Genomic DNA, 22,276 nt, shown 5'->3' with positions numbered 1-22,276 from the left:
ACCGACCAGCCAGCCCCGGCCGAACGGAGCCCCCACCCATGACCGCCAAGCACGCCCCGAAGCCGCTGCGCGTGGTGCTCACCGACCTCAACGCCGAGGTGGTGGCCGCCTGGCGCACCGCGTTCGCCGGCACCCCGGGCGTCGAGATCCGCACCGGCTCGATCCTCGACGTCGACGCCGACGCCTGGGTCAGCCCCACCAACTCCCGCGGCCGGATGGACGGCGGCCTCGACGCGGTGGTCAGGCGCCACCTCGGCGCCGGCATCCAACTGCGCGTCCAGCGCGCCATCCGGGACGGCCACGGCGGCGAACTGGAGGTCGGCAGCGCCGTCTGCGTGCCCTCCGGCGCCGCCGTCCCGCGCTTCCTGATCTCCACCCCCACCATGCGCGCCTCCGCCCAGGACGTCAGCCAGACCCTCAACGTCGCCCTCGCCTGCGCCGCCGCCTTCCAGGCCGTCCACCGGCAGAACGCCGCCACCCCCGGCAGCATCGCCTCGGTCGCCCTGGTCGGCCTCGGCGCGCAGACCGGCCAGGTCCCCGCCCAGGTCTGCGCCAACCTGATGTGGACCGGCCACTCGCTCTTCCAGGACCACGAGTTCACCGACGACGACGAACTCCGCCGCACCGTCACCGACCAGCTGACCGACCTGCTCGCCGCCCCCGCCGACCGCCCCGTCCGCCTCGCCGTCCCCGCCCGCACCGGCCGCACCGCCCGCCGCTGATCACCGAACCCGCCTGCCCCGCAAGGGGGTTGGGCCGCCTCCGGAACGGACATCCTCACCCGGGGGAGTCCCCCCGGAAGCCAGGGGGCCGACATGGGCGTGTGGCAGACCGTCAGTCTGGTGTTCATGCCGGTGCTCGCCGGGTGGTCCGCGCTGCGGATCCTCGCCCGGCAGGGGCAGCGCCTCCTCGACTACTTCTCCGCGCTGCTCTGGTCGGGCGCCGCGATCGGCCTCGGCCTCGGCGACGGACCAGGCTGGCTGCTGGCCGCCGGCTGCGTCACCCTGGCCGCGACCCTGCTCGCCCACCTGCTGGTGGTCGCCGCCCGCCGGATGAACCAGCCGCTCCGCGAGGTCGACCCCGCCGCGTTCCGCGCCCGCCTGCTGGAGGTCTGCACCACCGACCCCTCCCCGCCGGCCTTCCTGGCCGGCGTCGGCCCCGACGGCACCATCACCGTCTGGGGCCTGGAAGAAGCCGGCATCCCCCGCGACCGCCACCGCCCCGGCGCCACCTGCGGCAGCTGCCTGCTGGAGGACGTCGTCACCGAACTCGCCGTCAACGGCGAGGACGTCGTCGCCTCCTACCGCACGATGCTGAGCCGCCGCGCCAACCAGCTCTTCGTCCTGCGCCGCGGCGTCATCTCCGGCGACTGGGAGGCCGAACTCCGCCCCGTCCAGGGCCTCAAGGCCCCGTACGCGCACGCCCCCTGCCAGGTCCACCGGTACGGTCGGCCGTAGGGACGGGCCACCCGGCGGGCCGGCTGGGCGCCGCTCACGGCTCCCAGGCGCGCGGCCGCTCCAGGGCCTCCCACTCCGGGCGGAGCAGGGAGAGGACCGCGAGGTCGTAGTGGCGGCCCCGGTGCCGACAGGCGGCGCGCTCGACGCCCTCGCGGGTGAAGCCGGCCCGCTCCAGCAGGGCGAGGGCCGGGGCGTTGCCGGTGTGCGGGCGGGCGGCGAGCCGGTGGAACGGGAGTTCGCCGAAGGCGAGGTCGGTGAGCGCGTCGAGCGCGGCGCGCCCGTGGCCGCGGCCACGGTGCTCCGGGGCGGTCAGGATCCGGACGCCGGCGGTGCCGTCCGCCAGGCTCTGCCCGGTCAGCTCGGCCAGGCCGACCGGTTCGCCGTCCGGGCGCAGCACCAGGAAGGCGTCGTCGTCGCCGTCCGCGATGTCCCGCTCGATCCGCTCGCGCAGCGCCGAGAGCGGGCGCGGCCACCAGCCCAGCTCGTGCGCGGCCACCGGGTCGGCCAGCCAGCCGTGCAGCAGTTCGGCGTCGTCGGTGTCGAGCGGGGTGAGCGTGACGGCAGGGGTGGTGCGCGCGGGGGTCATGGGCCGGGATGCTAGGCCGCCGATCCGCCTCCCGGCCAGGGGTTTTCCGGCCGGTGCCCGTCGTGCGCGGGCCGGTGGCGGGCGGTCAGCAGGCCGAGCAGCCGGGTGAGTTCGGCCCGCTCGGCGGGGGCGAGCGGGGCGAGCAGGTCCTGCTGGGCGGCGGTGACCAGGGCGTCCAGCCGGTGCAGGTGGGCGCGGCCGGCGGGGGTGAGGGTGATGACGTTGCGGCGGCGGTCGACCGGGTCGGGGTCGCGGACGAGGTGTCCGGCGTCGGCGAGCTCGTTGAGGACGGCGACCATGTCGCTGCGGTAGACGCCGGTGCGGCGGCTGAGCTCGGCCTGGCTGGCGGGGCCGGTCTCGGCGAGGGCGACCAGCACCGCGAAGTGCCACTTGCGGGCGCCCGCGGTGGCCAGCCGCTCGTTCACCAGCCGGTCGGCGGCCGCGGCGGCGCCCGCGAGCAGGCGGCTGGGGATGGCGCGCAGCCGCTCGGGGGTGGCGTCCGCGGGGGTGGCGTCCGCGGGGGTGGGGCTCATCGGCGGGGTCTCCAGGGGTCGGGTCCGGGCATTGCGTTAGTCGCACTAACAGTCTACCTTCGTTAGTGCGACGAACGTTTGTCGCACTAACGACTGAGGCACGCCACGCCCAGGGGGAACCCGATGATCCAGCCCTTCCACGTCCACGTTCCGCAGGCCGACCTCGACGACCTCGCCGACCGCCTCGCCCGCACCCGCTGGCCCAACGAGATCGACGGCGCCGGCTGGGACTACGGCTTCCCGCTGGCCCGCCTGCGCGAGCTCGCCGAGCACTGGCGCACCCGCTACGACTGGCGCGCCCACGAGGCCGGGATCAACGCGATCCCGCAGTACACCACCGAGATCGACGGCCAGCGGATCCACTTCCTGCACCTGCGCGCCGACGACCCCGACGCCCTCCCGCTGATCCTCACCCACGGCTGGCCCGGCTCGTTCCTGGAGTTCCTGGACGTCCTCGAACCGCTGCGCCGCGACTTCCACCTGGTGGTCCCGTCCATCCCCGGCTTCGGCTTCTCCGGCCCCACCCGCGAGCGCGGCTGGGACGTCCCCCGGGTCGCCCGGGCCTGGGCCGAGCTGATGCGCCGCCTCGGGTACGAGCGCTACGGCGCGCAGGGCGGCGACTTCGGCGCGGGCATCTCCACCGCCCTCGGCGCGCACGCCCCCGACCGGGTGGTCGGCGTCCACGTCAACTACCTGCCGCTGCCGCCCGATCCGGCGGCCGGCCCGCTCTCCGCCGAGGACGAGGCCCGGCTCGACGGGGTCCGCGCGCTGCAGGCCGCCCGCCCCCCGTACCAGATGCTGCAGGCCACCACCCCGCAGACCCTCGGCTACGCGCTCACCGACTCCCCGGTCGGCCAACTCGCCTGGATCGCCGAACGGTTCGCGCACTGGACCGACCCGGCCACCCCCGTCGACGACGAACGCCTGCTGACCGACGTCACGCTGTACTGGCTGACCGCCACCGCCGCCTCCTCCGCCCGGCTCTCCCGGGAGACCCCGCGCGGCGCCATCCCCTGCCCGGTGCCGCTGGGCGTCGCGGTCTTCGCCCGCGACATCACCCGCGCGGTGCGTCCGCTCGCCGAGCGGCGCTTCGACGTCCGGCACTGGTCGGAGTTCGACCGGGGCGGGCACTTCGCCGGGATGGAGGTGCCCGACCTGTTCGCCCGCGACGTCCGGGAGTTCTTCACCGCGCTCCCCGGCCCCGCCGCCACCGCCACCGCCGCCGCTACCGGCGCAGCGGCCTGAGCCTGCCGCGCAGCTGCTCGTAGTGCGGCGCGTCGTCCGCGAAGTGCGGCAGGGCCCGCGCCGCGACCGCGTCCACCGCCGCGAGCAGGGCGTCCAGCTCGGCCGCCGTGCCGGCCAGCTTCCCGGCGGCGACGGTCGCCGCGCCGACGTCCTTGAGCAGTTCGAGGTCCAGCCGCCGCAGCGGCTGCCGCTGCGGCTCGGGCAGCTGGGCGACGTCGGCGGCGTGGGTCGCGACCAGCCGCCAGCGGACGGCGATGTCGGCCAGCACGGCGCGCGGGAGGCCCTGCGCCAGGGCGTCCCACTGCCCGGGGGCGGTGGCCACGGCGGGCAGCCGGCCGAGGGCGTCCAGCAGCGGCGTCAGGGCCGCCTTCTCCTGCGGGCGGTCGTTGTACCGCAGCCAGTCGACGATGTCGCGCAGCCGGGTGGCGTACTTCGGCACGACGAGGCCGCTCGGGGCGACGACCGCCAGCAGCGCCTCCAGGATCCGTTCGCCGAGCTGCACCGGGGTGTCCGCGGCGACGCCGCGCGACACCAGCAGCGTCCCGGAGGAGGCGTCCAGGGAGACGTGCCGGCCGTCGGTGGTCAACGGCACCACCACCAGCCGGGAGAGCAGCTGCTTCGCCTCGGTCAGGCGCTCCGCGATCTCCCCGACCACCCACCGGTCGGTGAGGCCGAGCCGGTTGGTCCCGAACCGCGAGAACCTGGCATCGACGATCTGCGCGCTGACCAGCCGCTCCTCGAAGGCCACCAGGGCCCTGAACTCGGCGTCCGCCTTCCAGTCGGCCTTCCGCCGCTCCAGCTCGGTGTCCTCGACCTCGACGAGCGCGTGCGCGTACGCGCCGAAGGCGCGGATCCAGGCCCGGTTCAGCACCAGGTCGACCCAGGCCAGCGCCGCCCCCAGGACGCTCCGCCCGGCCTCGCCCCGCAGGTACTCGCGCTGGGCGGGCAGCGGGCCGTACTTGCCGTAGCGGCCCGGCCGCTGCGCCTCGTCCTCGGCGATCCGGGCCGCCAGTTCGGCGTAGCTGTCCGCGTTGACGGCGCTCAGCGCGGGCGTCAGGTAGCCCCAGGCCCACTCCGTCCGGTAGGCGTAGTCCTTGACCGGGAAGACCGCGCCCTCCTGGAGGCTGTGGGTGAGCTCGTGCAGCACCTTCAGGGTGTTCGCGTAGCCGGACGAGACGGACTCCACCAGCCTCGGCTGCAGCTCCATCCCGAGCAGCCGCGGATTCTCCCCCTGGGTGGTGGACACCTTGGCCCCCACCGCCGTCGACAGCCCGGCGTCCGTCCGCACCTGGTCGCCCAGGCCGGTCAGCCGCCCGGCCAGGGCCCGGAACCGGCGCGTCATGTCGACCTCCGCCTCCCCGCCGGGGGGCGCGCCGGGGAGCACCGACCGCACCACGGCCGGGGTCAGCCGGCCGACCAGATTGGTGATCTTGGCGTCGATGTCCTGGACGACCAGGCTCTGCTCGGGGGACAGCTTCTCGGGCACGGGGGAGTCCTTCGCTGCTCGGCGTGGCGCGGCCTGGTGCGGTACGGCATGGCGTGGTGCGCGGTGGCGGCACAGTCTCGCGCGCGGCGATGGATGTTCGATGAACGCGGTCCGCGCGGTGCGCGGTGCGCGGGCCGGCGACCGGCGCACCGCGCGGACCGGCGGCCGGTTCAGTGGCGCATCGGGTTGAGCTCGCGGCGGATGTCCTCGTAGCGGGCGGCGGCGTCGGGGAAGAGCGGGGTCACCCGGGCGGCGATCGCGTTCACCTGGGCGAGCAGGGCGTTCACGTCGGCGGTGGAGGCGGTCAGCTTGCGGGCGGCGTTGCCGATCCGGCCGAGGTCCTCGGTCAGGGCGGCGTCCAGGTGGCGCAGCCGGGCCTGGGCGGCCGCGCCCAGCGGGACGATCGCGGCGACGTGGCCGTCCAGCATCTGCCAGCGGGCGGTGGTGTCGGTGAGCACGGCGCGCGGGAGGCTCTGGATCAGCGCGTCCCACTGCGCGGGGGTGGTGGCCACGGCGGGCAGTTGGCCGAGCGAGGTCAGCAGCGGGGCCAGGGCCGCGTGCTCCTGCGGGCGGTCGTGCAGCACCAGCCAGTCGACGACGTCGCGCAGCCGGGGCGCCCAGGCCGGGGCGGTGAAGCCGCTCGGGGCGACGGCCGCCAGCACCGCGTTCAGGATCCGCCCGCCGAGCTGCACCGGGCTGTCCCCGAACACGCCGCGCGAGACCAGCAGGGTCCTGCGGTCCTTGCTGCAGGAGACGAAGCCGCCGTTGTCGGCGACCGGTACCACCTCCAGCCCGGAGAGCAGGTTCTTCGCCTCCTCGACGGCCGAGGCGATCCACTCCACCGTCCACTTCCCGTACGTGGTCAGCCCGGTGGAGCCGAGGAGCGAGTAGCGGGCGCTGAGCAGGTTCGCGCCCACCAGCCGCCCCTCGAAGGCCACCCGCTGGGCGGCGTCCGGATCCGCGGCCCAGGTCTGCTGCTGCGTCGCCCAGTTGGCGTCCGGGACGTCGACCTTGGCGTGCGCGGTCGCGTCGAGGGAGCGCAGCCAGGCGCGGTTCAGCACCAGGTCCGCCCAGGCCAGCGCGGCCCCCAGGACGGTCTGCCCGGCCGCGCCCCGCAGGTGCTCGCGCTGGGCCGGGACGAGGCCGAACAGGCTGTAGCGCCCCGGCCCGTTGTCCGCGCGCTCGGCCAGCCGGACCGCCAACTGGGCGTAGGTGTCCGCGTTGACGACGCTCAGCGCGGGCGTCAGGTACCCCCAGGCCCAGCCGCTGCGGTAGGCGTAGTCCTTGACCGGGAAGGCGTGGTTCTCGGTGATGGTGTGGGACAGCTCGTGGATCACCGTCAGGGTGTTCTGGTACGAGGCGGAGACTGCCTGGACCAGGTCCGGCCGCAGGTCCAGTCGGAACACCTGCGGGTTCGCCCCCGAGGTGATCAGGGTGTTGGCGCCCATCGACGCGTTCAGCGAGGTGTTCACCTTGACCAGGTTGCCCAGCCCCGGCAGTCGGCCGACGAGGGCGCCGAACCGGCCGGAGAGGTCCTGCTGCACCTGCCCGCCGGCGGGCGTCCCGGGCAGGAGCGCCTGGAGGTCCGGCTGGCCGAGGTGGCCGAGGAGGGCGGCGATCTTCTGGTCCATGTCGATGACGACCAGCTGTTGTGCGGGAGTGAGATCGTCAGGCAAGGGAGTCCTTACGGCTCGGTGCGGTCGCTGCTTCCCGCAGTCTGGATTGCCGCGATAAGCATGCGATAAACGGAAGTTGACATCTCATCAGATGAAAAAATCCCTGGTCGACTGGGTGTTCGAGTCGAAGCTCCGGGCCCCGTCGAAGACGCCCGTCAGGTCCGGGTGGCGGCCCAGCAGCCGGTGCGCCAGGGTCAGCCCGTCCGGCTCCACCCGGCGGGTCAGGCCCAGGTGCGGCATCCAACGGCCCGGCAGGTAGAGCGGATTGGGGTCCGGCTCGGCCGCCAGTAGCCGCCACAGCTCGCGGTGCAGGTCGATCAGGGCCGGGCCCGGCACCACGCCCCAGGCCAGCACCCGGCGGCGGCTGCGCGCCGAGAACGACAGCAGGCCCGACAGCCGCACCTCCAACGGCAGCGCCCCCGCCAGCAGTTCCTCGGCCTCCGCCAGCCGCTCCGGCCCGAGGTCGCCGCACACCGCCAGGGTCAGGTGCGGGCGGTGCGCCGGGTGCGGGTTGTCCGCGAGCGAGTCCACCCCGCCGTCGGCCAGCGTCCGCCACACCGTTCGCACCGCCCGGTCGAACGCCGGATCGCAGGTCAACTCGATGGTCCGCATCCCCCCACCGTAGGACCGGGCCCGGTGGCCCCCGCCTCCGCCCCGTGTGATGGGCTGTGCGGATGCGCACCACCGACCCCCGGCCGCCGCACCCCCGCCCGGAGGGCCACCCGCCGCGCCCGGCCGCCGGGGTGACGGAGCGTCGGGAGGGCGCCCGCCCGCCGGGCGAACGGCAGGCCGAGGGCGGGGCAGGGGCCAGGGTCGGGGCCGGGGGCAGGGCCAGGGCCAGGGTCGGCTGGCTGGCGGCCGCGGCCGCGGTGCTGCTGCTTGGCCTGGCCGCGCCCGCCCGGGTGCCGGCTGCCGCGGCCGCCCCGCTCGGCGGCGCGCTGTACACCGCGCTGCTGTACACCCTGCTGATGGCCGCCGCCCCCCGGCTCGGGCCGCGGACCGCCGCCGGCACCGCGCTCGCCGCCAGTTGGGCCGTCGAACTGTTCCAGGCCGGCGGCCTGCCCGCCGACCTCGGCGCGCACAGCCGGCTCAGCCGGCTCGTCCTGGGCACTACCTTCGACCCGTCCGACCTGCTCGGCTACGCCCTCGGCGCGCTCGCCGCGCTCACCGCCCGCCAGGCGGCCCGCCGGACGGCCCGCCGCCTGCGGGAACGGGCGGCGGGTACGGGGAAGCGGCGGGAGCGGGAAGGGGAGTGGCGGCAGCGGCGGGGGGAGCGGCGGGCAGGGGGCTGAACGGGGGCCGGACCGGGGCGGCGGGCGGGACGGCGGTTCGACGCCCCCATGGGCAAATATGTACATTTAGGACATTCGGGAGCAGAACCAGGCTTCGCGTCCCCGCACCGCAGCCCACGCACAGAAGGCCGAACCGCCTTCGGAAAGGGTCTCCATGCACCCCGTCCTCAGCCCCGCCGTCCTCGCCGAGCTGCGCCGGCCCCGCCCCTACCCGGCGGTGTCCATCCTGATGCCCACGCACCGCCGCGAGCCGGACAACGCGCAGGACCCGGTCCGCCTGCGCAACCTGCTGGCGGAGGCGAAGGAGAAGGTCCAGGCCGACCCCGAGGTCTCCCGCGCCGACCGGATCGACGTCCTGGAACAGCTCGACAAGGCGGCCGCCGAGGTCGACCTGGTGCACGCCGAGGACGGCCTGGCGATCTTCGCCGCGCCCGGCGAGCACCAGGTCTGGTCACTCGGTCGCACCGCCCCCGCCCGGGTGGTCCTGTCCGACACCTACCTCACCCGCAACCTGGTCTCCTCGCAGATCGCCGAACGCCCCTACTGGGTGCTCGCGGTCGCCGCCGACCGGGTCGCCCTGTGGGGCGGCAACCAGGAGAAGGTCATCCCCGAGACCGGCCACGGCTTCCCGCTGGAGCGCGTCCACGACAACCCCGACCCCGAGCGCCAGGAGCGGATCGGCGACACCCCCAGCACCTTCCGCGACGAGGAGACCAAGACCTTCCTGCGCCAGGCCGACACCGCGATCGGCAAGGTCCTCGCCGCCGACCCCCGCCCGCTCTACGTCTTCGGCGACGCCCCCGCGCTCGCCCTGCTGGACGCCGTCGGCCCGATCGCCAAGTCCACCACCGCGCAGATCCCGCACGGCGGCCTGGCCCAGGCCGGCGCCGAGGCCGTCCGCCAGGCCGTCGAGCCCGCCGTCCGCGCGCACGCCGACCAGGAGATCACCGACGCGCTCGCCCGCCTCGACAAGGCCCGCGGCCGCCAGGCCTTCGCCGCCGGACTCGACGAGGTCTGGCAGACCGCCGCCGAGGGCCGGATCGCCCTGCTGGTGGTCGAGGAGAACTTCCGCACCACCGCCCGCGACGACGGCGACCACCTCGTCCCCGCCGAGGAGGGCCAGCCCGGCGCCCGCGAGGACGTCGTCGACGAGGTCATCGAACGCGCCCTCGACACCGGGGCCACCGTCAGCTTCGTCCCCGACGGCACCCTCTCCGACGCCGGCCGGATCGCCGCCGACCTGCGCTACTGACCCGCGCGCTACCGACCTACCCGCGCCCGTACCAGCAGGGGCCCGCGCCGGAACACTCCCGGCCGCGGGCCCCCGCGCGTTCGCCGTGCGCTCCCCGCGCGTTCTCCCCGCGCGCTCAGCCGGTGGAGGCGCCCAGCAGCACGCCGACCGCGTACGTCACCGCCATCGCCAGGCCGCCGCCCACCACGTTGCGCAGCACCGCCCGGCGCGGGGCCGCGCCGCCCAGCCGGGCACTCGCCCAGCCCGTCACCACCAGGGCCGCCAGCACCGCCACCACCGTGATCCACACCCGGTGGGTGGGCGGCGGCAGCACGATCGCCAGCAGCGGCAGCAGCGCACCCACCGTGAACGCCGCGAAGGACGCCCACGCCGCGTGCCACGGATTGGTCAACGCGTCCGGATCGATGCCCAGTTCGGTCTCCGCGTGAGCCGCCAGCGCGTCGTGCGCGGTCAACTGCACCGCCACCTGCCGGGCCAGCTCCGGATCCAGCCCCTTCGCCTGGTACAGGCCGGTCAGCTCGGCCAGCTCCGCCTCCGGCGTCAGCCGCAGCTCCCGCCGCTCCTGGGCCAGCGCCGCCTGCTCCGCGTCCCGCTGGGTGCTCACCGACACGTACTCGCCCGCCGCCATCGACAGCGACCCCGCCAGCAGGCCCGCCAGACCCGCCGTCAACAGCTCGCCGGACGAGGCGTTCGCCCCCGCGACGCCCACCACCAGGCCCGCCGTCGACACCACGCCGTCGTTCGCGCCGAGCACGGCGGCCCGCAGCCAGTTCAACCGCCCGCCCAGCGCACCGCCGTGCGCCTCGTCGTGGTCCGGCGGGGGGACGGGCTCCATGCCCTGGGCGCGGGAATCGGTCATGCCGCCAGTCTGCCCGCCCCGCGCCGCCCTACCCCGCAGCCCCGGCGGGGCGTCGGAAAACGCGTTGCCGCGGGTGGTGACGCCGGATCAGGAGGGATGCCATGTGCTTCCGGGGCGGAACGGGCGGCCGCCACCACGTCTGCCCGCGCTGCCGGGCCCGCTGATCGACGCCGGCCGGGACCTGCCGCACGTCCCCCACCGCCGCGACACCGCCGCCTGGCGCGCCCTCACCGCGCTGCCGCGGGCCGGTGTCACCCTCCACTCCGGCTGCCGCGACGGCCCCGGCCGGCGCCCCCGCACCCCGCGCGAGGTCCGCGAGCGGCGCGCCGCCCGGCCGGTGCCCGGACACGCACCGGAACCGCAGGAACGACCAGGGCGGCGCTGACGTCGGAAAACGCGTTGCCGCAGCTCACGGCGGTGCAGCAGAATGCCGGGCATGCGCTTCGCTCCGACGGCCCCCGCCCGGCACCACGTCTGCCCGCCCTGCCGCGCGTCCTACAAGCGGCCCGCCGGCGGCGGGGCGCTCTGCCCGCGCTGCCGGGGCCCGCTGATCGACGCCGGGCGGCACCTGCGGGTCCCGCGCCGCCGGGACGAGGCCGCCTGGCGGGCGCTCACCGCGCTGCTGCGGGCCGGCGTCCGGTTCCCGTCCTACTGCCAGGGCGCCGGCTGGCGCCCCCGCACCCCGCGCGAGGTCCGCGAGCGGCTCGCCGCCTCGGCCGGCACCGGGCTGCCCGTCGCGGAGGCGCTGGTCACGCCGGAGCTGGACGCACTCGCCGAACTGCGCCGCGCCGCCCGGCGGGTGCCCGAGCGGGTCCCCGGGCCTGGGGCCGCTGGTGGTGCCGGGCGGGGCTGAGGCCGGGTCAGAGGGTGGTCGGGTCCGGGTCGCCCTGCGGGCTGCCGGTCCACCAGTTGCCGGGGGCCTCCGGGTCGCGGCTGGTCCAGTACTCGATCATGGCGCTCACGAACTCGTCGGGATCCAGCGTGCCGTCGTCGTCGCGGTCCAGGTGGGCGAAGGCGGTGTCGGCGTCGCTGCGGCGCAGTTGGGGGAAGTGGCCGCGCTGGAAGAGGAAGAACTCGTCCGCGTGGACCCGGCCGTCGCCGTCCGGGTCCACGACCGCGAGGAAGGCCCGGGCGAGGGCGCCGAGGGTGGCCTCCGCGGCCTTCGGGTCGTCGGCGAGCGAGGCGGTGGACGCCAGGAAGTCGGCCCGGCGCATCGAGACCGACCCGGTGGGCAGGTGCGGCAGGTGCAGCTCCCGCCAGATCGCCACGTACGCGTCGACGATCCGCGCCTCCTCCGCCGACCCGGACGGGTGCCCGAGCGAGCGCGCCACCGACTGCCCCATCAGGACGTGGTCGCGCTCGGTGAGCTGCCCGTCCCCGTCGGCGTCGAGGTGGTCGAAGCCGTGGCTTATCTTGGCGATGAGCAGGTCGTCGGACACAGTGACCCTCCGGTGGCCGGGATGTGACGGAGCGTCATAGTAGCGGCCCCGGGCGAGCGGCCCGCGGCGGGGGTCGGGGACCTGCTCCGGTCCGGTCCGGTCCGGGTCGGGGAGAGGGTCAGGGGGTGGCGGCCAGCGTGTCCGCGGACTTGGACCAGTTGTCGTGCAGCCGGTCCAGGTAGGAGCGGGCCTCGGTGCCGGGCTTGGTGCCGCGGGCGAAGAGCAGCATGTTGCCCGCGCCGGTGTTGTAGCCGAGGGCCGTCAGCTCGTCGCGGTCCAGCGAGCCGGAGAGCTTCGCCGGGAGCTGGGCGCCCAGGTCGTGCAGGTGCCAGGCGGCGGCGCGGACGGCGAGCGCCGGGTCGTCCGGCAGGTCCTCCCAGGGGCGGTCGGCGAACGGGCGGCCCTGGCGGGTCTCGTCGTAGGCGGCGCGGTGCATGTTGGCGATGCCGAACGAGGCGTCCGGCTTCATCTTCTGCCAGGAGCGCTCGACGTCCGGCCCGTGCGGCTTGTACGCCTCGTTGTACAGGATGGCCATCACCAGCTGCGGGTTCACCCCGGCCTCGGCCGCGTACCGCTTCACCTCGGCGGCGAAGCGCGGCGGCGAGTAGTCGGTGCGGGGCCGCGACGGCGACGGGGACGGGGAGGGCGAGGGGGAGGCGCTCGCGCCGGCGGCCGGGGTGGCGGCCGGGGCGGCGGACGGGGGCGGGTCGCCGACCCGCTCGTACGCCCAGATGCCGAGGACGGCCAGGGCCAGCACCGCCCACGGCCACTTCGCGCGGCGTTCCGCCACCGATGACTCCTTCCGTCCGTCACGCCCGTCCGCCGACCGCCCGGGCCGGAGGCTTCCGGGCCCCGGGGTGCCGGGTGGCCGTGTCCTGCCGCCGGGCTGTCGCGTTCTGCCAGGTGTCGCCCGACGCCGGGTGACGACCTGGGGCGAGCTTACGTACCCGGAGCGGATTCGTGTGCTTGGCTCGAACCTCTACAGCTGTGTAGAGGAACCGGGTGGTGCCGGCCACGCGTCTGTCCACCGGAACGGTCGGACGCCGCGGGCGCGGCACGGGCAGTGGACGAGAGGTGTCGATGACGGGTCGAAGGTCGACGGGCACGCGCGGCGACGCGCCGCTGTGGCGCGACGAACCGGCGGAGGCGCAGGAGCAGGCGCAGGCGGGCGCGCGGGCCGAGGCGGAGGCGGCCGCGGAGGCGGCCGCCCACCCGGTGCCCGCCCAGCGCGGACCGCACCGGGACGAGCGCCGCGCCGCCCCGGCGGACGACGGGGGAGCGCGACCGGGGCGGGCCGCCCGGCGGGAAGCCGGACGGGAAGCCGGGCGGGAGGTCACGGCGCCGAACCGGATGCCCGCCGTGCTGCCCGCGCTCGGCCTGCCGGTGCTCGGCGCGCTCGGCGACGAACTGCTCGCCCCCGGCCTCGGCGCCGTCTACGCGGCCGCCGCCCTGCTCGGCGCCGCGCTGGCCGCGCTGGTCGCCACCCGGGCCGGCTGGTGGTGGGTGGTCAGCGGCGCGCCGGTGGTCACGCTGGCCGTCGCCGGCGGCGTCGACTACCTGGCCCGGGGCGACAAGTACCACGGCGCCGGGATCGGTACCGAGGGCCTGAAACTCGTCAGCGCCCAGTTCCCGTGGATGCTCGCCGCCCTCGCCGCCGCCCTGCTGGCCGTCGGCGTCCGGCTGCTCCGCGTCCGGCTGCTCCGCGCCCGCCGCGCGGGGCGGGCGGGCCGCACCGGGAGGTCCCGCCGTGACTGAACGACGCGGCCCCCGCCGCCCGGCCGCCGGGGTGCTCGCCGGCCGCACCCTGGCCTGCGGCCTCTCGCTGGCCGTCCTGGGCATCAGCGGCTTCGCCTGGTACACCACGAAGGAACTCGACGGCGTCAACCGCTCGCACGCCCTCGACCAGGCCCGGAAGAACGCGCCCCAGCACCTCGACTCCTCCGTCAACATCCTGCTGATCGGCCTCGACAGCCGGAAGAACATGGACGGCACCGACCTGCCCAAGCAGTTCGTCGAGGACGAACTGCACGCCGGCTCCAGCGAGATCGGCGGCTACAACACCAACTCGCTGATCGTGCTGCACATCCCGCCCAGCGGGAAGGCACAGGCGGTGTCCGTCCCCCGCGACGACTGGGTGCAGACGTACAACGCGGACGGCACCGAGGGCCGGATGCACAAGGTCAAGGAGGCGTACGGCTACGCCAAGGAGGCCGCCGAGCAGAAGCTGCGCGCCAAGGGCCTCGGCGGCGCCGAACTGGAGCAGCAGAGCCGGGAGGCCGGGCGCTCCGCCACCATCCAGACCGTGCAGAAGCTGCTCGACATCCCGATCGACCACTTCGCCGAGGTCAACCTGATCGGCTTCTACGACATCGCCAAGGCCCTCGAACCCATCCCGGTCTGCCTGAACAAGGCCGTCGACGACCCGATCGTCTCCCGGATCACCGACAGCAAGGGCAACGTGATCCGCCCCGGCGGCGGCACCGGACTCCAACTGCCGGCCGGTGTCAGCCAGTTGAACGCCGCCGACGCGCTGTCCTTCGTCCGCCAGCGGCACAACCTCACCAACGGCGACCTCGACCGCACCCACCGGCAGCAGGCGTTCATCGCCTCCGTCGAGTACAAGCTCAAGCAGCAGGGCGTCTTCGGCGACCTCGGCAGGATGCAGGCGCTGCTGGACGTGGTCAAGAAGGACGTGGTCATCGACGACCGCTGGCGCCTGCTCGACTTCGTCCAGCAGGCGCCCAACCTGACCGGCGGCAACGTCGAGTTCAACACCCTGCCGATCGACAAGTTCGCCACCATCGGCGGCCAGGAGGTCAACCAGGTCGACCCGGTCAAACTGCGGCGGATCGTCAAGCAGCTGTTCGGCCAGCCGGTCGACGCGGACCCGGCGGTGCCCGTCGCGAGCCCCAGCTCCAGCTCCAGCCCCAGCCCCGGTTCGAGTTCGAGTGCGAGCCCGAGCTCCGGCCCCGGGGCGGGGACGGGCGAGGCACCGGTCGCGGAGGCGACGGTCGACGTGCTCAACGGGTCGCCGGTCTCCGGCGCGGCCGCCGAGGAGTCCAAGGCCCTGGTCGCGCTCGGCCACCGCGCCGGGAGGATCGGCACCGCCGACACCCGCCCCCGGACCACCACCGTCAAGTACGGCGCGGGCGCGCAGGACGCCGGCCGGCAGATCGCCGACCACTACGGCGTCACCGCCACCGCCTCCAGCGCGCTCGCCCCCGGCCACGTCCAGGTCGTCCTCGGCGCCGACCGCGCCACCCCCGACGCCGGCACTGGCACCGGCACCACCGGCGAGCCGAGCCCCGGCCCCAGCGCCACCCCGCAGATGCAGGGCCCGCCGGTCAGGGCGGGCGGCGTGCCCTGCGTCGACTGACCGGCCCGGCGGCTGCCGAGCGCGCCGGGGCCGGGAGTCACCCGGGGGTCACCAGGGGGTGGCGGCCTTGACCAGGAGGAGCAGGGCGACGGCCGCGTTCAGGGCGGAGACCGCGGAGACCGCGGTGCCCGCCGCCGCGACCATCGCGGCCAGACCGGCGGGCGAGGCGGCCGGCGGCCAGGCCTCGCCGAGGGCGGGGCTGAGCAGGGCGGTGACCCGGCGCGGGACCGGGCCGGGGGCGGCGAAGGCCGCGAACGCCGGGGCCGGCCCACCGCCCCGGGTGACCAGGGCGGCCCGGGCCACCGCGCGGGCGGTCAGCCGGCGGTCGCCCACCGACCCGGCGGCCTCCTCGTCCGCCCAGCGCTCGGTCGCGTACCCGACGGCCTTCTGCAGCGGGCGCAGGAACGGGTTGACGCAGCTGGCGAGTTGGGCCGCCAGCAGGTAGCGGTGGTGCCGGTTGGCCAGGTGCGAGCGCTCGTGCGCGAGCAGCGCGCGCTGCTCGTCCTCGTCCAGGCTGTCCATCATCGCCGTCGACACCACCACCCGGCCCGGCTCGCCCGGCACCGCGTACGCGTACGGCTCCGGGTCGGGCAGCACCACCAGGTCGGAGTCGAACGGCAGCGGGGCCAGCGCCCGCTGGGCCCGGGCCCGGATCCGCAGGTGCCGGCGGAGCGAGCGCGAACAGGCCGTCAGCACCGTCACCAGGCCCACCACCGCCGCCGTGCCGACCTCCTCGTGGAACGGCACCGCCGTCCGGATCTCCGGGTCCGACCAGCTGTCCGGCAGCGGGTTGCCCGGGATCTGCGCGGTGCCCACCACGAACAGCAGGCCCAGCGCCAGCGTGCTGCACACCGCCATCGTCACGCCGATCCAGGACAGCAGCCGCACCGCGTTGCGCGGGTGCAGGTGGTGCTCGGCCAGCCGGGCGATCGGCAGCGAGGTCAGCGGCAGCACCAGCGGGAGGAAGACGAAGAAGCCCATTCGCTCAGCGCCCGTCGTCCCGGCCCCCGGCCCCCGGCGAGGGCTCCGCCGCGTTCAGCAGCGAACGCAGCAACTGCTCGTCCTCCGGCGTCAGCGCCGTCACGAACGAGGCCAGCACCGCGTCCCGGTCGGGCTCGGTGTCCAGCATCCGGCGCATCCGCCGGGCCGTCAGCCCCGCCGCGTCCGCCGCCGCCGCCCACACGTACGCCCGGCCCGCCCGGCTGCGCACCACCGCCTGCTTGGCCAGCAGCCGCGACAGGATGGTCATCACCGTGGTGTACGCCAGCTCGCCGCCCAGCTGCTCCTGCACCCAGGACGCCGTCACCGGCCCCGGCGCCCGGTGCAGCACCGACAGCACCTCGGTCGCCAGCTCGCCCTGCCCGCGGCGGCGCGGCCGCCCCGACTCGTCGCCCTCACCCTCGCCGTGCTCGGGGTCGACGCCCGCCAACTCCATGGGAGACTCCCTCCGGCACGGCCGCCCCGCGCCCGACTCGGACAGTTCGCCTCCCATCCTAGGGGCCCCGCCCGGCGGCCGGACAACAGGGTAAAGACTTCCTCAAGTACCCGTTATGGTGTGCGGAAACACCGCAAGATCATCCCTCTCGGCCCGGCCCCGGCCGGCCCCAGCCCGTGGAGAAGCACGTGTCGCACCGCCGCGCCCGCGAGTCGTCCGGACGCCGTCCCCAGGGCCGCCGGGCCGTGCTGCTCACCGCGGCCGCCGTCCTGGTGATCGGCTCCGGCGCCGCCGCCCTCGCCGCCGCCGGCAGCGGCGGGGACGGGCACCCCGCCGCCGCGCCCACCGCCCCCGACACCGCCGCCGCTACCGACGGCACCGCGTCCGAGCCCGCGGCCGCCGAGAGCGGCTCCGCCTCGCCCAGCGCGAGCGCGTCCGGGTCGGCCTCCGCGTCGGCGTCCGCGAGCGCCTCCGGGTCCGCCTCGGCGAAGCCCTCCGCGTCGGCCTCCGCGTCCGCGTCCGGGTCGAAGCAGGCCGGGCAGGGCGACGGCCAGGGCGGCGCCGCGACCGCGCCGCCCGCCGCGCCCGTCGCCAAGCCCGGCACCGCGCCCGCGACCTTCACCGGACTCGCCTTCGACACCTGCACCGCGCCCAGCCTCGCCACCATGAACGCCTGGTACGGCAACAGCCCCTACGGCGCCGCCGCCGTCTACATCGGCGGCAAGAACCGCGGCTGCGCCCAGCCCCAGCTCACCGCCAACTGGGTCAAGTCCGTGACCAGCGGCGGCTGGAAGCTCGTCCCGCTGTACGTCGGCGCCCAGCCGCCGTGCCAGACCGGCAGCAGCCCCGAGAAGCTGACCGCCGACACCGCCGTCCCGCTCGGCACCGCCGACGGCAACGACGCCGTCGCCAAGGCCGCCGCCCTCGGCATGCGGGCCGGCAGCACCCTCTACCTCGACGTCGAGGCGTACAACACCGCCGACACCTCGTGCGCCGACGCCGTCCTCGCCTACGTCCAGTCCTGGAACCGCGCCGTGCACGGCGCCGGCTACTGGGCCGGGTTCTACGGCTTCGCCTCCTCCAGCGCCGCCGGCATCGCCAAGGCCGCCGGGGAGAACGCCCCCGACCTGCCGGACGCCCTGTGGTACGCCAAGTACGACGGCGCCGCCGACACCACCGGCAGCTTCCCGTTCGGCGGCCTGTGGGGCGGCCACCGCCGCGCCCACCAGTACCAGATCAACCAGAAGGAGACCTACAACGGCGCCACCGTCACCGTCGACCGCAACGCGTGGGACGCCCCGGTCGCGATCGTCGGCTGAGCGGCCCCGGGCGGCGGGGAGTTCGACCCGGGCGGGAAGCGCGAGGGGAGAGTGCGGGGGAGAGCGGGGCGACGCGGCGGCGCCCGCGGGCGGACGTAGGGTGGAGCCGGCTGGTGCCCGCCGGAGAACCGGCAGGTGACGCGGCGTCGGCACCGCCGTACGGTCGAGCACTGACGGAAGGACGAACCGCGCCATGGCAGTTGACATCCGGGTGGAACCGCTGGGCGACCGCGAGTACCTGGTCGAGGTCGAGGACGGGTCGGTCGGGGCCGCCACCCGGATCCGGGTCACCGACGGAGTCCTGGAGCACCCCGGCCTGGCCGGCGGCGACGAGGGCCGGATCGTCCGCGAGACGGTGGCCTTCCTGGCCGAGCGCCAGCCGGTCATCGACATCCCGCCGATGATCGACCTGGACGACCTGGCCGACGCGTACGGGGACGCCTACCTGGACGAACTGGTCCGCCGCCTCGGACAGGTCTGACCTCCGGGGCGGAGGGCGGACGGCGGTGGGCGGAGCGGGCTCCGCCCACCGCCTCCGTTCGGGGGCGGAACGAATGAGGTGTCACCGATCGGGCCCGGCGTCGTTGTCCTGACGTGCACGTGCGAGAGGTGCTGCGGCGCGCAGCGAATGAAGAATCGTTTCTCCCCGAGGCGGACGGGGGCGCGACCCGGTGACCCACGACCCGTACCACGACCCGTACCGGGACCCCGCCCCGCGCCGGGTCCCGCCGCAGCGCGGCAGCACCACCCGGATCGCCGTCCACCTGGTCGTCGAGGTGGTCGTCGCCCCCGCCCTGCACGTCCCCGTCGCCGCCCGCCTCCGCTACGGCGCCGACGAGCCCTATACCGTCCACCTCGACAACCACGTCGACCTGCCCGAACCGGTCACCTGGTCGCTCTCCCGCGAAGTCCTGCTCACCGGACTCACCCACCCCGCCGGACTCGGCGACATGACCGTCACCCCCGGCCACGGCCCCGACCACGGCCACCTCCTGCTCACCCTCCACGGCGAGGAGAGCAGCGCCCTGCTCCGCCTGCCCGCCCCCGCCCTGCGCGACTTCCTGCGCCGCACCGAGTGCGTCGTCCCGGTCGGCTGCGAACAGGAGCACGTCGACCTCGACGGACTGGTCGAACGACTCCTCGGCGAGGACGGCGAGGAGGACGGGCACAGGGACGAGGAGTGACCCGCCGTCGGCCCCTCGCCACCACCGGCAGCGAGGCGTTCGAGGTCTTCGCCGCCCCGGTCGCCGCACTGCACCGCCTGACCGACCCGGTCCTCGGCACCGCCGAGGACCGGGAGCACTGACCGTCGAACGAGGAACGTCGAACGAGGAAGGAACCCCCGCCGTGGGCATCGGGATCGAACTGCACTCCGCCCGGCCGCGCCGCCTGGACCCGGCGCACACCCGGGCGACCCTGCTGCGCGCCTCGCACGAGCACGGCGAGGGGCTGGCCCGGGTCCTGCACGAACTGCCGCTCGACCGCGGCTGGAGGCTCTGGCGGATCGACCCGTACGACCACACGTTCTTCGACCAGCGGGAGGCGGCCGCCGCGCTCGGCGAGATCGACCGGCTGCTGGCGCTGTGCGTCGACGAGGAGCAGCGCGCGGCCGCGGTCGACCTGGAACGGATGCTGGGCGCCTGCGCGGCCACGTCCGGCGGCTGGCTGTGGTTCGTGGGTGACTGAGCCGGTCGGCCCGCGCTCAGCGGCTCCCGCCGAGCAGGTCGCCGAGCAGGTCACCGGGCAAGTCACCGAGCAGGGCGGCGAGCAGGGCGCGGGTCGGGGCGTCGAAGGCGACCAGGCGGATCAGGGTGACGGCGGTCGGGGTGCCGGTCAGGGTCTCGACGGCGATCCGGGCGGCGAGTTCGGCGGGGAAGCCGTAGGCGCCGGTGGCGATCGCCGGGAAGGCCAGGCTCTCGGCGCCGAGCCGGTCGGCCTCGGCCAGGCAGCGGCGGTAGCAGGAGGCCAGCACCTCCGTCTCCCCGTACCCACCGCCCTCCCAGAGCGGCCCGACGGTGTGGATCACGTGCCGGACGGGCGGGCACAGGTCGAACGCCGGTGTCGCCACGGCGTCGCCCGGCTCGCAGGGCGCGAGCGCTCCGCCCGCCTGGGCGAGGCGCGGTCCGGCCGCCCGGTGGACGGCCCCGTCGACGCCGCCACCGCCCAGCAGTGACTCGTTCGCGGCGGTGACGATCGCGGCGGTGTCCTGTTCGGTGAGGTCGCCGAGGACGACCTCGACGCGCGGGTGCGAGGTGGTGGGCATGCCGTCAGCATCGCGGGCGCGGGCCCGGAGCGGGGTGCCGATCGCTCTGGGCGGACGCGGGGCCGGCCCGCCTCCGGGGAGGGGCGGGCCGGCCTGCGGTGTCAGCAGGGGATGACAGTGTTGATCGTCACCGGGTGGGGGCCCAGGTCGAAGGAGGACACCGAGTAGGTGCCCTGGATCGCGGCGTCGCAGGGGACGCTGCCGATGATGTTCCCGACCTGCTGGTTGGAGCCCGTGAACGTGATGTACTGGTTGACCGAACCGGAGGGGGTGGTCCCGGTCAGGGTGATGATCACGTCCTTGCGGTACGGCAGCGGGGTGCCGGGGGAGGGCGGGCCGGCCAGGCCGAGGGTGCCGTACAGCCGGACCTGGTCGCCAGTTCGCTCCGCGCAGATCTGCGTGGCCAAGCCGCCCTGCAGGGCCCAGCCACCGCACGCGGTGGTGGTCTGCGGAGTGTCGGTGGTGGTCGCCACGGCCGGGACGGTGAGGGTCGCCGACAGGGCTGCCGCACCGGCCAGGACGGCCAGGGGCTTGATCATGAGAGTTCTCCCGTTCAGTGCTGTCAGCCGGGGCCTTCCCGGCTGTGCAATGTCATATTGCACGATCCGAGGTTGCGTAAGGTGGCTATTCGGCTACGGAATGGAATACTCCACCCAACGAAACGGTCTCGGCCCGTCCGCTTGCCACGTGTATGTGTGATTTGCGTGGATAGGGTGATCTCCCGCACCCTCGATGCATGACCTCACCCGTGTACCGGGGCCCCGCCCTGCTGCTGGCCGACGGACTGGAGATCCCGGTCCAGGCCGAACTCACCGGCAACGTCCCGGAGGTGGGCCTGCCCGGCTGGACCGGCATGCTGGAGAGCGGCGACACCCGCTTCAGCGCCGGCGCCGTCAGGTTCGGCCGGCTGCGGCTGCCCGACGGCTGGGAGGGCGGCTTCGCGGTGATGCGCCGACTGCTCGGGGTCTCCACCGTCTGGGTGCGCGGCAACGACGTCGAGGCGTCCCCGGCGGACTGGCCGGACGCGACACGGCAGCAGCAGGCGGAGACGGGAGACGCGGGGAGGTAGGGGAGACGCGGGAACGGGTGGCGGGGGAGTGGGTGGCGCGGGAGCGGGAGCGGCCCGCGGCCGGGTGGGTCCGGCGGCGGGCCGTGCGGGTCCGTACCGCGCCTGGCGGGTCAGTGGCAGGTCAGGAGCGTGCCGGGCGGTCCGCCAGGTGCGCGCCGAACTCCGCCGAGCGGACCTCGGCGATCCGCTCGTGGCGGGCGATCCGGTCCGTCCAGGACGCGTCGACGCCGAAGGCCGTGCCCGCGAAGCCCAGCCGCCCGATCGCCTGCGGCACCTCCGGGTCGCCCGGGGCCAGCAGGCGCACCGGCTCGCCGAGGGCCGTCAGGTACGGCGGCACGAAGAAGTCGGCCGGGAGCACCGTACGGGTGTGCACCAGGGCCGCCACCGCGACCACCGAACCGGTGCCCACCACGGCCTCCTGCAGGACGCTGACCGAGGTCGCCAGGTAGCAGGCGCGCTCCACCGTGCAGCCCAGCAGCGTCGCGTGCGGGCCGACGAAGACGTGGTCGCCGACGAGCACCGGCTGGTCGGCGGCGACGGCGGAGGCGCGCAGCACCGCGTTCTCGCACACCACCGAGCTCTCGCCGACCTCGATCCGGGAGCCCTCCGCGTCCAGCACCGCGCCGTACATCACCCGGGCGTTCGGGCCGATCCGCACGTCGCCGACCAGCGTGGCGGTCGGCGCGACGTACGCCGTGGGGTGGACCTGCGGGGCGGCGCCGCGGTGTTCGATCAGGACGCCCTGGGGGAGGCTGCCCGGGCCGGCGCTCTGGTCGGTGCTGGTGCGGGGGTTCGTGTGCGGGATCATGCGCGGGATCATCGCGCATCGCCGGGCGGTCGGCTGGCGGAAAACAGACGTGTTGGGCGGGGCGCGCGACCCGCGCGCGCGAGGCGGTGCGCGCCCCGCACGGGTGTGCGGAAGGCATCGGGGGGTGGTCCGGTGGCGAACCGCTGTCGCGGACGGGGGTCGGCACGCTACGGTCTGTGGT

At 75.5% G+C, this 22,276-nt stretch carries 28 protein-coding genes; 15 read left to right on the top strand and 13 right to left on the bottom strand.

Going from position 1 to position 22,276, the window contains the following annotated elements:
• Window positions 1-38: 38 nt before the first annotated feature.
• The gene (locus KSE_RS00995) at window positions 39-722 is read left to right on the top strand and encodes a macro domain-containing protein (protein ID WP_014133378.1); all 684 of its coding nucleotides are present in this window, start codon (window positions 39-41) and stop codon (window positions 720-722) included.
• A gap of 93 nt (window positions 723-815) precedes the next feature.
• Window positions 816-1,457 carry a hypothetical protein gene (locus KSE_RS00990; protein ID WP_014133377.1) on the top strand — a complete coding sequence of 214 codons (642 nt, stop codon included), beginning with the start codon at window positions 816-818 and terminating at the stop codon, window positions 1,455-1,457.
• 34 nt (window positions 1,458-1,491) lie between these two features.
• Here KSE_RS00990 and KSE_RS00985 read toward each other — a convergent pair whose 3' ends face one another.
• Both KSE_RS00985 and KSE_RS00980 read right to left on the bottom strand, forming a co-directional pair.
• A complete protein-coding gene (locus KSE_RS00985; protein WP_014133376.1) occupies window positions 1,492-2,043 on the bottom strand; it encodes a GNAT family N-acetyltransferase in 552 nt (183 codons plus the stop codon).
• Between the two features lie 11 nt (window positions 2,044-2,054).
• Entirely contained in the window at window positions 2,055-2,576 is a 522-nt protein-coding gene (locus KSE_RS00980) for a MarR family winged helix-turn-helix transcriptional regulator (RefSeq protein ID WP_014133375.1), read from the bottom strand.
• Between the two features lie 123 nt (window positions 2,577-2,699).
• Here KSE_RS00980 and KSE_RS00975 point away from each other — a divergent pair, with 123 nt between their 5' ends.
• Window positions 2,700-3,821 (top strand): epoxide hydrolase family protein, encoded by a 1,122-nt coding sequence (locus KSE_RS00975; RefSeq protein ID WP_014133374.1) that lies wholly within the window; start codon window positions 2,700-2,702, stop codon window positions 3,819-3,821.
• Here the strand turns inward: KSE_RS00975 and KSE_RS00970 are convergent.
• The 3 genes from KSE_RS00970 to KSE_RS00960 form a co-directional block, all read right to left on the bottom strand.
• Entirely contained in the window at window positions 3,802-5,307 is a 1,506-nt protein-coding gene (locus tag KSE_RS00970; protein WP_014133373.1) for a hypothetical protein, read from the bottom strand. The genes KSE_RS00975 and KSE_RS00970 overlap by 20 nt on opposite strands.
• 170 nt (window positions 5,308-5,477) lie before the next feature.
• Complete coding sequence (locus KSE_RS00965; RefSeq protein WP_014133372.1) at window positions 5,478-6,983, bottom strand: hypothetical protein; 1,506 nt, start codon at window positions 6,981-6,983, stop codon at window positions 5,478-5,480.
• Window positions 6,984-7,070: 87 nt separating this feature from the next.
• On the bottom strand, window positions 7,071-7,595 hold the full coding sequence (locus KSE_RS00960; protein ID WP_014133371.1) for a 2'-5' RNA ligase family protein: 525 nt from the start codon (window positions 7,593-7,595) through the stop codon (window positions 7,071-7,073).
• 62 nt (window positions 7,596-7,657) lie between these two features.
• Between KSE_RS00960 and KSE_RS37990 the strand changes: the two genes are divergently transcribed.
• Both KSE_RS37990 and KSE_RS00950 read left to right on the top strand, forming a co-directional pair.
• A complete protein-coding gene (locus KSE_RS37990) occupies window positions 7,658-8,275 on the top strand; it encodes a ribosomal maturation YjgA family protein (protein WP_014133370.1) in 618 nt (205 codons plus the stop codon).
• 154 nt (window positions 8,276-8,429) lie between these two features.
• Window positions 8,430-9,527, top strand: coding sequence for a baeRF3 domain-containing protein (locus tag KSE_RS00950; protein ID WP_014133369.1), 1,098 nt, complete (start codon window positions 8,430-8,432; stop codon window positions 9,525-9,527).
• Between the two features lie 115 nt (window positions 9,528-9,642).
• Here KSE_RS00950 and KSE_RS00945 read toward each other — a convergent pair whose 3' ends face one another.
• On the bottom strand, window positions 9,643-10,386 hold the full coding sequence (locus KSE_RS00945) for a VIT1/CCC1 transporter family protein (RefSeq protein ID WP_014133368.1): 744 nt from the start codon (window positions 10,384-10,386) through the stop codon (window positions 9,643-9,645).
• A 103-nt stretch (window positions 10,387-10,489) separates the two neighbouring features.
• Between KSE_RS00945 and KSE_RS00940 the strand changes: the two genes are divergently transcribed.
• Both KSE_RS00940 and KSE_RS00935 read left to right on the top strand, forming a co-directional pair.
• Window positions 10,490-10,771 (top strand): hypothetical protein, encoded by a 282-nt coding sequence (locus KSE_RS00940; protein ID WP_197540790.1) that lies wholly within the window; start codon window positions 10,490-10,492, stop codon window positions 10,769-10,771.
• A gap of 51 nt (window positions 10,772-10,822) precedes the next feature.
• Complete coding sequence (locus KSE_RS00935; protein ID WP_014133366.1) at window positions 10,823-11,239, top strand: hypothetical protein; 417 nt, start codon at window positions 10,823-10,825, stop codon at window positions 11,237-11,239.
• A 7-nt stretch (window positions 11,240-11,246) separates the two neighbouring features.
• Here the strand turns inward: KSE_RS00935 and KSE_RS00930 are convergent, their stop codons facing one another.
• On the bottom strand, window positions 11,247-11,825 hold the full coding sequence (locus tag KSE_RS00930) for an EF-hand domain-containing protein (protein ID WP_014133365.1): 579 nt from the start codon (window positions 11,823-11,825) through the stop codon (window positions 11,247-11,249).
• A gap of 118 nt (window positions 11,826-11,943) precedes the next feature.
• Window positions 11,944-12,615, bottom strand: coding sequence for a lysozyme family protein (locus KSE_RS00925; protein WP_014133364.1), 672 nt, complete (start codon window positions 12,613-12,615; stop codon window positions 11,944-11,946).
• A 290-nt stretch (window positions 12,616-12,905) separates the two neighbouring features.
• Here KSE_RS00925 and KSE_RS42575 point away from each other — a divergent pair, with 290 nt between their 5' ends.
• Together KSE_RS42575 and KSE_RS00915 are read left to right on the top strand one after the other, a co-directional pair.
• A complete protein-coding gene (locus KSE_RS42575) occupies window positions 12,906-13,580 on the top strand; it encodes a DUF6542 domain-containing protein (RefSeq protein WP_051055078.1) in 675 nt (224 codons plus the stop codon).
• A complete protein-coding gene (locus KSE_RS00915; RefSeq protein WP_051055077.1) occupies window positions 13,573-15,201 on the top strand; it encodes an LCP family protein in 1,629 nt (542 codons plus the stop codon). The genes KSE_RS42575 and KSE_RS00915 overlap by 8 nt, the downstream gene beginning before the upstream one ends.
• Before the next feature lie 48 nt (window positions 15,202-15,249).
• Here KSE_RS00915 and KSE_RS00910 read toward each other — a convergent pair whose 3' ends face one another.
• Both KSE_RS00910 and KSE_RS00905 read right to left on the bottom strand, forming a co-directional pair.
• Window positions 15,250-16,182, bottom strand: a complete 933-nt coding sequence (locus KSE_RS00910) for a M56 family metallopeptidase (RefSeq protein ID WP_014133361.1) — start codon at window positions 16,180-16,182, stop codon at window positions 15,250-15,252.
• A 4-nt stretch (window positions 16,183-16,186) separates the two neighbouring features.
• On the bottom strand, window positions 16,187-16,636 hold the full coding sequence (locus KSE_RS00905) for a BlaI/MecI/CopY family transcriptional regulator (protein WP_014133360.1): 450 nt from the start codon (window positions 16,634-16,636) through the stop codon (window positions 16,187-16,189).
• A gap of 188 nt (window positions 16,637-16,824) precedes the next feature.
• Between KSE_RS00905 and KSE_RS46165 the strand changes: the two genes are divergently transcribed.
• The 5 genes from KSE_RS46165 (at window position 16,825) to KSE_RS00885 (ending at window position 19,641) form a co-directional block, all read left to right on the top strand.
• Entirely contained in the window at window positions 16,825-17,955 is a 1,131-nt protein-coding gene (locus KSE_RS46165; RefSeq protein ID WP_331457804.1) for a glycoside hydrolase domain-containing protein, read from the top strand.
• 193 nt (window positions 17,956-18,148) lie between these two features.
• Window positions 18,149-18,436, top strand: coding sequence for a hypothetical protein (locus KSE_RS00895; protein ID WP_014133358.1), 288 nt, complete (start codon window positions 18,149-18,151; stop codon window positions 18,434-18,436).
• Window positions 18,437-18,626: 190 nt separating this feature from the next.
• On the top strand, window positions 18,627-19,139 hold the full coding sequence (locus KSE_RS00890) for an SsgA family sporulation/cell division regulator (RefSeq protein WP_014133357.1): 513 nt from the start codon (window positions 18,627-18,629) through the stop codon (window positions 19,137-19,139).
• Window positions 19,136-19,261: a hypothetical protein gene (locus KSE_RS45535; RefSeq protein ID WP_255518912.1), complete on the top strand. Its 126-nt coding sequence runs from the start codon at window positions 19,136-19,138 to the stop codon at window positions 19,259-19,261. The genes KSE_RS00890 and KSE_RS45535 overlap by 4 nt, the downstream gene beginning before the upstream one ends.
• 41 nt (window positions 19,262-19,302) lie before the next feature.
• A complete protein-coding gene (locus tag KSE_RS00885) occupies window positions 19,303-19,641 on the top strand; it encodes a hypothetical protein (protein ID WP_014133356.1) in 339 nt (112 codons plus the stop codon).
• 16 nt (window positions 19,642-19,657) lie between these two features.
• On the opposite strand, the gene KSE_RS00880 is transcribed toward KSE_RS00885, so the two are convergent.
• Window positions 19,658-20,218, bottom strand: coding sequence for a macro domain-containing protein (locus KSE_RS00880; protein ID WP_014133355.1), 561 nt, complete (start codon window positions 20,216-20,218; stop codon window positions 19,658-19,660).
• Window positions 20,219-20,319: 101 nt separating this feature from the next.
• Entirely contained in the window at window positions 20,320-20,757 is a 438-nt protein-coding gene (locus KSE_RS00875; RefSeq protein WP_014133354.1) for a hypothetical protein, read from the bottom strand.
• Window positions 20,758-20,954: 197 nt separating this feature from the next.
• On the opposite strand from KSE_RS00875, the gene KSE_RS00870 reads away from it, so the two are divergent.
• Window positions 20,955-21,287, top strand: a complete 333-nt coding sequence (locus KSE_RS00870) for a hypothetical protein (RefSeq protein WP_148283042.1) — start codon at window positions 20,955-20,957, stop codon at window positions 21,285-21,287.
• Window positions 21,288-21,408: 121 nt separating this feature from the next.
• Here the strand turns inward: KSE_RS00870 and KSE_RS00865 are convergent, their stop codons facing one another.
• The gene (locus KSE_RS00865) at window positions 21,409-22,095 is read right to left on the bottom strand and encodes a gamma carbonic anhydrase family protein (RefSeq protein WP_231873106.1); all 687 of its coding nucleotides are present in this window, start codon (window positions 22,093-22,095) and stop codon (window positions 21,409-21,411) included.
• Window positions 22,096-22,276 lie beyond the last annotated feature (181 nt).

This window comes from Kitasatospora setae KM-6054, assembly GCF_000269985.1.
Taxonomy (GTDB): Bacteria; Actinomycetota; Actinomycetes; order Streptomycetales; family Streptomycetaceae; genus Kitasatospora; species Kitasatospora setae.
Note: the sequence above shows the minus strand (reverse complement) of the source record. Positions and strands in the feature narration are given on the sequence as shown.

Bases quoted from the DNA above. Each gene is read 5' to 3' on its own strand.
- KSE_RS00995 (WP_014133378.1), top strand. From the start codon at position 39: ATGACCGCCAAGCACGCCCCGAAGCCGCTGCGCGTGGTGCTCACCGAC.
- KSE_RS00990 (WP_014133377.1), top strand. From the start codon at position 816: ATGGGCGTGTGGCAGACCGTCAGTCTGGTGTTCATGCCGGTGCTCGCC.
- KSE_RS00985 (WP_014133376.1), bottom strand. From the start codon at position 2,043: ATGACCCCCGCGCGCACCACCCCTGCCGTCACGCTCACCCCGCTCGAC.
- KSE_RS00980 (WP_014133375.1), bottom strand. From the start codon at position 2,576: ATGAGCCCCACCCCCGCGGACGCCACCCCCGCGGACGCCACCCCCGAG.
- KSE_RS00975 (WP_014133374.1), top strand. From the start codon at position 2,700: ATGATCCAGCCCTTCCACGTCCACGTTCCGCAGGCCGACCTCGACGAC.
- KSE_RS00960 (WP_014133371.1), bottom strand. From the start codon at position 7,595: ATGCGGACCATCGAGTTGACCTGCGATCCGGCGTTCGACCGGGCGGTG.
- KSE_RS37990 (WP_014133370.1), top strand. From the start codon at position 7,658: ATGCGCACCACCGACCCCCGGCCGCCGCACCCCCGCCCGGAGGGCCAC.
- KSE_RS00950 (WP_014133369.1), top strand. From the start codon at position 8,430: ATGCACCCCGTCCTCAGCCCCGCCGTCCTCGCCGAGCTGCGCCGGCCC.
- KSE_RS00945 (WP_014133368.1), bottom strand. From the start codon at position 10,386: ATGACCGATTCCCGCGCCCAGGGCATGGAGCCCGTCCCCCCGCCGGAC.
- KSE_RS00935 (WP_014133366.1), top strand. From the start codon at position 10,823: ATGCGCTTCGCTCCGACGGCCCCCGCCCGGCACCACGTCTGCCCGCCC.
- KSE_RS42575 (WP_051055078.1), top strand. From the start codon at position 12,906: ATGACGGGTCGAAGGTCGACGGGCACGCGCGGCGACGCGCCGCTGTGG.
- KSE_RS00910 (WP_014133361.1), bottom strand. From the start codon at position 16,182: ATGGGCTTCTTCGTCTTCCTCCCGCTGGTGCTGCCGCTGACCTCGCTG.
- KSE_RS00905 (WP_014133360.1), bottom strand. From the start codon at position 16,636: ATGGAGTTGGCGGGCGTCGACCCCGAGCACGGCGAGGGTGAGGGCGAC.
- KSE_RS00895 (WP_014133358.1), top strand. From the start codon at position 18,149: ATGGCAGTTGACATCCGGGTGGAACCGCTGGGCGACCGCGAGTACCTG.
- KSE_RS00880 (WP_014133355.1), bottom strand. From the start codon at position 20,218: ATGCCCACCACCTCGCACCCGCGCGTCGAGGTCGTCCTCGGCGACCTC.
- KSE_RS00875 (WP_014133354.1), bottom strand. From the start codon at position 20,757: ATGATCAAGCCCCTGGCCGTCCTGGCCGGTGCGGCAGCCCTGTCGGCG.
- KSE_RS00870 (WP_148283042.1), top strand. From the start codon at position 20,955: ATGACCTCACCCGTGTACCGGGGCCCCGCCCTGCTGCTGGCCGACGGA.
- KSE_RS00865 (WP_231873106.1), bottom strand. From the start codon at position 22,095: ATGATCCCGCACACGAACCCCCGCACCAGCACCGACCAGAGCGCCGGC.